This is a genomic window from Vibrio sp. MMH1-50 (assembly GCF_022347645.1).
Taxonomy (GTDB): domain Bacteria; phylum Pseudomonadota; class Gammaproteobacteria; order Enterobacterales; family Vibrionaceae; genus Vibrio; species Vibrio harveyi.
Map to the genome: position 1 here is coordinate 1 of NZ_JAKRGG010000068.1, position 7,333 is coordinate 7,333.

The 7,333-nt window shown below is 40.7% G+C and carries 11 protein-coding genes; 1 reads left to right on the forward strand and 10 read right to left on the reverse strand.

What is annotated here, in order from left to right; all coding sequences use genetic code 11:
- From MHO32_RS24885 to MHO32_RS24945, 9 genes are all read right to left on the reverse strand, one after another.
- Positions 1-367: cold-shock protein (locus tag MHO32_RS24885; RefSeq protein WP_239214805.1), on the reverse strand; the 367-nt coding region annotated here is incomplete at its 3' end.
- 110 nt (positions 368-477) lie between these two features.
- Complete coding sequence (locus tag MHO32_RS24890; protein WP_154216439.1) at positions 478-615, reverse strand: hypothetical protein; 138 nt, start codon at positions 613-615, stop codon at positions 478-480.
- Between the two features lie 2 nt (positions 616-617).
- The gene (locus MHO32_RS24895; protein ID WP_049874847.1) at positions 618-1,115 is read right to left on the reverse strand and encodes a hypothetical protein; all 498 of its coding nucleotides are present in this window, start codon (positions 1,113-1,115) and stop codon (positions 618-620) included.
- Between the two features lie 137 nt (positions 1,116-1,252).
- The gene (locus MHO32_RS24900) at positions 1,253-2,323 is read right to left on the reverse strand and encodes a DUF6414 family protein (protein ID WP_239214808.1); all 1,071 of its coding nucleotides are present in this window, start codon (positions 2,321-2,323) and stop codon (positions 1,253-1,255) included.
- Positions 2,324-2,477: 154 nt separating this feature from the next.
- Entirely contained in the window at positions 2,478-2,777 is a 300-nt protein-coding gene (locus tag MHO32_RS24910; protein WP_023585853.1) for a hypothetical protein, read from the reverse strand.
- 153 nt (positions 2,778-2,930) lie between these two features.
- Positions 2,931-3,500 carry a hypothetical protein gene (locus tag MHO32_RS24920; RefSeq protein WP_239214811.1) on the reverse strand — a complete coding sequence of 190 codons (570 nt, stop codon included), beginning with the start codon at positions 3,498-3,500 and terminating at the stop codon, positions 2,931-2,933.
- Between the two features lie 107 nt (positions 3,501-3,607).
- On the reverse strand, positions 3,608-4,492 hold the full coding sequence (locus MHO32_RS24925) for a S1 family peptidase (RefSeq protein ID WP_239214814.1): 885 nt from the start codon (positions 4,490-4,492) through the stop codon (positions 3,608-3,610).
- Positions 4,493-5,191: 699 nt separating this feature from the next.
- The gene (locus MHO32_RS24935) at positions 5,192-5,650 is read right to left on the reverse strand and encodes a GNAT family N-acetyltransferase (RefSeq protein ID WP_239214816.1); all 459 of its coding nucleotides are present in this window, start codon (positions 5,648-5,650) and stop codon (positions 5,192-5,194) included.
- 138 nt (positions 5,651-5,788) lie between these two features.
- Positions 5,789-6,199 carry a cytidine deaminase gene (locus MHO32_RS24945; protein ID WP_239214818.1) on the reverse strand — a complete coding sequence of 137 codons (411 nt, stop codon included), beginning with the start codon at positions 6,197-6,199 and terminating at the stop codon, positions 5,789-5,791.
- A 259-nt stretch (positions 6,200-6,458) separates the two neighbouring features.
- Between MHO32_RS24945 and MHO32_RS24955 the strand changes: the two genes are divergently transcribed.
- Complete coding sequence (locus tag MHO32_RS24955; RefSeq protein WP_239214820.1) at positions 6,459-6,761, forward strand: hypothetical protein; 303 nt, start codon at positions 6,459-6,461, stop codon at positions 6,759-6,761.
- Between the two features lie 142 nt (positions 6,762-6,903).
- Here the strand turns inward: MHO32_RS24955 and MHO32_RS25860 are convergent.
- The coding region (locus tag MHO32_RS25860) for a hypothetical protein (protein WP_336246192.1) at positions 6,904-7,333 on the reverse strand (430 nt) is incomplete at its 5' end.

Here is a 7,333-nt window from a genome sequence, read left to right on the forward strand (position 1 = left end):
TTTGAGCGGCATTTTTATCTATTGCGTACATTACGTAGGTTACAATGGACATCAGGATATAAGCTGCAATGAACAGCTTCTCACCACCTAATATGAACACAGCTGTACTCGCTAAAACTAAGTAAACGATGCTAAACATGATTGTTGAAGGTACCGAGCCGGAACCTAGAATTTTTACATTAGTGGCGTTGTAACGCCCTTTTTTGTCTTCGTTAACTTCAAATTTAACTTCATCATCGACCTTAGGACGTCGACCTTTACTCTGAACCGTTGATATATGGAGAAAAACTCTTAATTCACCATTTAATGCCGAAATGAATCCATAACCTTTTGAGTCATTCCACTCTACAACTTTACCTTTGATCATCGAACTCTACTTTTTATTTCTCTCTTGTGGGCTAACGCCCTGTTAAGGTGTGAGCAACGCAATACCGAAGCCCCAATGCCACGCGTTGCGAATCACTCTTAAACAGTTTGTTAGCCATCTTTCTTACCACCTCCGGATGACTTGGGCGGTTTTACAGGGGGCATTGGTGTTCCAACTTTCATATTAGGTAGATTACGTCCTGTATTTGGTACAATGACTCGACCTTTACCTTGAGGTTTATCTGACATGTTTACGCTCCAAGATAGTTTTCAGTGAAATATTCATCTGCTGCATTTTCAGCGGCTGCTTTTAGTTTGTTCTTTCGCGGTAAAACAATACCATTCAAACTTGCCCTTTCAGCCGATAAGATACGACCTTTTAAACGAACTGTTTCTTCATGGATTTCTTCTTCAGTTAACAAGCCCTCTGATACTTTGTACCAAATAGTCTCAGCTTCTAGGAAGATAGCTTGAACTTGATTATTTAGCTCAGACACTGCTTTTAAGCGTTTTCGATACGGCAAAAATGGTTTAATTGCAGTGATCACCTGTGACAAAGCAATTATGCAAGCCCATACCATTTGATGCTCTTTCCAAAGAGCCCAGGTAGCAATACTTGCTGATGACGCAATAGCCATGAATATACTCAAAGCTTTATCTGTCCATTCATCCTTTGCCGCGTACCCGTGAAGGTATGCAATTTGCGCTTTAAGTTCTTTCAGTAAATTCCAATATCGTAACTGATACAACTAGGTTTCCTCCTTGATGGCTAACGCCCAATTAAGTTGTGAGTAACGCTACCACTTAACCTGACCTTTGCGCTGTAAACACTGATGCTGATTCAAACCGAGAACGCCAAGCGTTACGAATCAGCTTGAATTGTTTGTTAGGTCTGTCTTTGAAATTTTTTATTAGGTTTTATAGACCGATAAATAGCAATAGGCTGAACCATTATACGTGGATATCTGCAAGTACGAATCATAGCTTCTAAACCATCAAATCCTCGAAATACCCCTCTAAAACCATTTTCTACAGATAGAGCTTCATTACCTTCGCTGTCAATAAGCTCCGTATTAAACTCTTTCAATGGTTCGAATGATTCTCCCGTGTCTTTGGGAATTGAAGTTATAACACCTAACAGCGAAACTTTAATCGTTGGCACCGAGCCATACAAAAAGTGCAAAGATTCAATATCTTGATCTAAGAAAAAAGCTCGTTTTACGTTACTCATAATGTGAAAGTTCTCTATATCCAGAAATGGATATAGTCGAACGTTAAAAATGTCTGGCAGAAAAACATTTACCCACGTTTTAAGACCATCAATTATCCAGCTTTCAACATCACCAACTTTTTTATGAGACATCAATTCTTCTAACTGGGACTCTACTTTTAGCAACTCCTGTTTCTTCCTAGTTTTTTGTGGACCATTTTTCATAGCCTTAATTTCTAACTTAGACGCTTCAATTTGACTATGGATCTCAAGATATGCTGGTGATTCTTTTATGTTTGCCACCACACTATTGTTTATAAAGCCGGTAATGACTTCATAATTTTCTGCAATGCGAGTTATGCGCTCATAGTCTTCAAATACGATGCTGCCTTCAGCTTTAACACATAAAACGCTTTCGAATGCATCAGTAGCCTCTCCACTTCTAACGTCATCTGGAGATATATCTATACCCAATTCAGCCGCATAGCCATGCTTAAATAGTTCAGATTCTAATTCATTATAAACTTCATGATGACTTACTCTAGTTTCCTTCAGTTGGTTTGATTCAGCTGTAGTTCCACCTGCTTCATGCTTAAAAACCTTAAAACTATAGTTCCTCAGATTTTTATTGTTCTCAGTATTGCTTTGCAGCGACTCTACTGACTGAATTAGACCACCGGATATCTGGCTATAAAGAGAACTGACCTTGTCGGTATCTAGATAGATAAAATCTTTAATTTCACTCATTATTTTTCCAATCCTCCAAAAGACCTAACGCCCTGTTAAGGGGTGAGCAACGCAATACTGAAGCTGCCGCGAACCACCTTAATCACTTTAACCAACGCATAGTGAAAATGCCACGCGTTGCGAATCCCTCTTGAACAGTTTGTTAGAGCGCAACTCACAGGTTGAACAGAACTTTCAAAAGAGAATTAACCAAGGAAGAAATTCCTAGAAATAGTACTACTGGCAAGCCTATCGCTATGATCAGTTTAAACTCGACAAATTGACCTACAACGGCATCGCCATACCTACCACCCAGAAACTTTCTCGATTCGTCACCTACTGTCGATTTGACTTCATCTGTAACTGTCTTGCGATCTTTACCGATGAATTCTTTAAACAACATAAAGCCGAAAGGAGCGATAATAATGCCGGCGATAAGATATGAAATGTATTCAACTATATCGGTCATGTTCATACTTTTTCTCTTGCGCTCTAACGCCCTGTTAAGGGGTGAGCAACGCAATACCAAAGCCGCCGCATACCACCTTAAACACTACAACCAACGCATAGTGAAAATGCCACGCGTTGCGAATCCCTCTTGAACAGTTTGTTAGTTGTTGCTTTCAACTCATGCTGATTTTTTAAGGCTTGCTATTGAAAGAGCACTCTCCAAGAGCACAGACTCCTTAGTTTTATAAGTTTCCTCCGCAACACTTTCTTCATTACCATAGAAAAACTTAGCGACCTTATTAGCCCAAACACTATAAGCAATCGTGTCATTTATACATAATATTGATAGAGCAACAAAGCTAGCTGTTGCTTTGGGAAAATCTGTCCCATGCAATAAAAACAGCAAGATAGCAGTAATCGAAAAGAGTAATGCCGCAAAACACGATAAATTTCGATTTGCAAGAAAACGTTGATGTATAACAACCAAAGGTAACTCTTGCTCTTTATTGAAAAGCTGAGAGATAGTCGCTCTCAAAGTGTAGTATTGGCGTAAATAAAGAATACAAAATTTAGCTACGCTTGCACCAAACACTTGAACAACTAGGTAGCGATTTACTGACATTAAAACTTTAGCTAGTTTTGGCAGCAACCAAATAACCACCCCAGCAGCAATACTACCTATTGCTCCTAGAATAATGATTCCTGGAATAGTGTTCTTTAACCATTCTGATATTTGTATGTAATCCAATTAAATCTCCAAAGACAACTAACGCCGCATTAAGGTGTGAGCGACGCTTGGCTATACTTGAGCAAAGCGAAAGCGCCAAGCGTTGCGAATCACTCTTAAATGCTTTGTTAAGCATCTAGCCTATGGGGTGGAAAAGGGTGTTTTGTAATGATTGGGTTTGAAAACAACTCCTCAATCAAATGAGCTTTCCAAACAATACCTATACTTGGATCTTTATTTCCATTAACTAAGCGACCTGAGTATATCCCCACTAGCTTAAAACACTTCTTCCTATATGGTTTCATACTCTCAGCCGAAATAGAATTTAATACATCTAGCGCTGATCCCGTACCTGATTCGAACTTTTTAAAGGCAGTTGCTTCATCCCTCTTGAGATCGATCATATCTCTATCTTCTGATATAAAAACCGGTGATCCTGACATTCCGGGAGTTGTAGTTGCATCAATATAAAAACGAGCTAATCCATTTGGATTAATTAATGATTCACTAGCTATAGTGCCTTTTTTCCACAATGGAAAGAAATCTCCAGCTGATATGCCATATGGGTAACCAACTATGAACAAGTCAGACCCAATTTCTAACTCAATGTCATCCACAAGCTCCAAATTTTCTTGAGAAACAACCAGAGCATCTTCAGTAAAATCTACTTTTACAGCAACTATGTCCACCCCTTTTTCTCGATCGGCGTGTTCTAGCCACTCAACTTCATCATTACTGAGTAGGTCAATGCTCCCAGAGATTATGTCATCACAGTTTTTATTCAAAGACGACCAACGAATCTCATCAGGAGAGTCGGGATAACCCGATAACAATAAGCTTGGTTTAGTTGGTGGTCGTGCAGTTAGTACATGATAGTTGGTTACTAAAAAATGAAACCCTGAAGCTTTATGAAAGTAAATAAAGCCAGTTCCAGAACCAATTTTTTCACCTCCTCGTATCATTTCTAGGTGAATAGAAAACAACGAAATTGGAGATATTTTCTTTTGACTCAATTTGAACTCCTATCTATTAGATGCTTAACGCCCAATTAAGTTGTGAGCAACGCTGCCACCACACTCAAACACTGCCCCGTAAACACCAAACCAGTTGAAACCGAAAGCGCCGAGCGTTGCGAATCAGCTTGAATTGTTTGTTAGGCAAATTTTCACGTTTACCCACTTACTTGGTCTGAAAACAGAATACCTTAAACACGATAAGCAACCAATCACCCACTGACTTTTTGTGATTCAAGAACCACTGAAGTCGCTATGTTACAGCCAAGGTTTCAGCAACCACGAAATGCGACCTTTCAGCGACAAATTAGCTTTTAAACCGGAAAACTAAAAGCTGCGAACTGACAACAAAACGAAAGCTTCGATTAACTTGCCCTTTCCACACTTTAAGCCAGTGAAATTCTCCACAAACCAACACTGAAACCTACTGAGGCAACCCACGAATTTTGGCATGTTTTACGGTTGGAGAGATTCAAGGATATGAGCCGACAATGCTGAATAGCCGACTAAGAAAAACGAGCTGTCAGAGGGAACGGGAAGATTAGAACAAATAACTTTTCTGCCCTTTGCCTAACGCTCTGTTAAGGGGTGAGTAACGCAATACTGAAGCCACCGCATACCACCCTAAACACTTAAACCAACGCATAGTAAAAATGCCACGCGTTGCGAATCCCTCTTGAACAGTTTGTTATGTGCGTGCTAATTGAGGTACTTTTGCCAATGTTGCTGCCCTGTCAAAACTACTCTGTAATCTTCGTAGTCCAATGAGCTGTAGAGCTTTTTAGCTGCAACATTATCATCACCGACCTCTAGTGTGATTTTGAGGTAATCATTATCACGACAATACTGTTCGATACCATTCAGTTGCGCTTTACCCACACCTTTACCACGAAAGCTGTCCGACACCATAAAATCATGGACATTCATCACTCTTTGCGCACGATAAGTTGAGAACGATTCAAAGCAAACCGCAAAACCGGCAGGCTTATTGTCGACAAAACTGATAAATCCGTGGAAATAAGGCAGCGCAAACAGCTGAGCAATAACAGAGGGATCTAGTTCAACCGAGAAGCCCGATAGGTACTCTCTGAACAAAGTCTCGTATATAACTTTATCCTCAACACTTTCTGTTTCGATACGTCTGATTGTGATTTCCATATTCATTTCCACCAAAGCACATAACGCCCTGTTAAGGTGTGAGCAACGCAATACCGAAGCTTCCGCATACCACCTTAACCACTAAAACCACCGCATAGTAAAAATGCCACGCGTTGCGAATCACTCTTAAACAGTTTGTTATAGCGCTTTGCCGTTTACAAGTGACCAATGATGAGGCATTAATTCTCGTATAGTCTTGAAAACCAATGCATTCTCTGGAGTCGTAATTGCTGCTTTGACATCCCCACCCCAATGGACAAGGCGCTCTTGGCAAACTCCGCATGGTGACAAAATTAGAAATTCATCGTTCTCGCTATCACGACACAGGCATAATGAGTGGGTCACTCGCTCATTGAGTTTGTGAGCCTCTAAATACGCTCCCACCTCCATGCATAGTGAAAGAGCATCGTTTTTAGTATCAGGAGCAATGCTTGTTAATATTTTTCCTGACTCTGTTCTAACAGCCGCAGCTCCACCCCAACCAGAAGGATATCGCACATTTACTAGTTCTGTTGCTGCTTGATAGAGCTCTTTTTCGATATTATCCATGACCATCCATATTCAATTTTATCGAGCGCTATAACGCCCTGCTAAGGGGTGAGCAACGCAATACCGAAGCCGCCGCATACCACCTTAATCACTCAAACCAACGCATAGTAAAAATGCCACGCGTTGCGAATCCCTCTTGAGCAGTTTGTTAGTCGCGAGGCACCGAGCGCCAATTTTAAGCCAAACTAAACTTTGCGAACAACAAACTTTATGTGCTTTGATGCACTTAAGTCAGGCGTAGTCTCAAAGCGGCTGTTTAATGAAACCACTTGGAACAACCAACGCCGCAGAAAACGGACTGGCAACACCAACAAGCGCTTTTGGAAAACCAATCTCACAATGCGGACTTTCAACAAAGTTACTGAAACCACGTGGAACTTACCACACCAGAGAAAACGTGCTTTCTGCGAATAAATCAGCTTTTGAACCAGCAAACTCACCGAGCGGAGTCGCAACCAAGAACAGACGCTCGATTGTCCTGTTCTGCCAGCACCAAAGAACAAAAAAATCGCTTGGACACTTGCAAAACTTTGGACTTAAAACAGCTGAAACTGATTTTTGAGTATCGATGAAGAGCCTGTATAGCAAACAATCATCAGCAAAATTTTAAGCTTAGAAACATGATTTTGATTGCTAGCTTTTTCTGGCGACTAACGCCCTGTTAAGGTGTGAGCAACGCAATGCAGAAGCCGCTGCAAACCACCTTAATCACTAAAATCAACGCATAGTAAAAATGCCACGCGTTGCGATTGAACCTCGGCTATGTAGCGTTGCAAAAAGCCGGTAGCGCCAAGAGTTTTCCATTGAGCGACATGCACCAACTCGTGAAAATGAAGTCGTAGGTCCTGAGCGACAGTCGGTAGAATATAATAAGTGTTCTTGTATGTAATACCTTGAATTTCCATATCAAGAAAGTCACCTAAACCCGCTTGGCGTAATTCTGGGAAATCTGGCTTTGGGATACTATCAACGACCACAAAATATGAGCCAGCTAGAAATTCTTCGGAGTAGAAACCGGCGAACTGACGTGCAAACAACGCACAACTTTTTCGTTGGTTAGAAAACCTTTCGTTCGTTAAATCAATCCATTCTTCGATTCTGTTTAGCATGATGAACTCCAGTAAAATATAACGC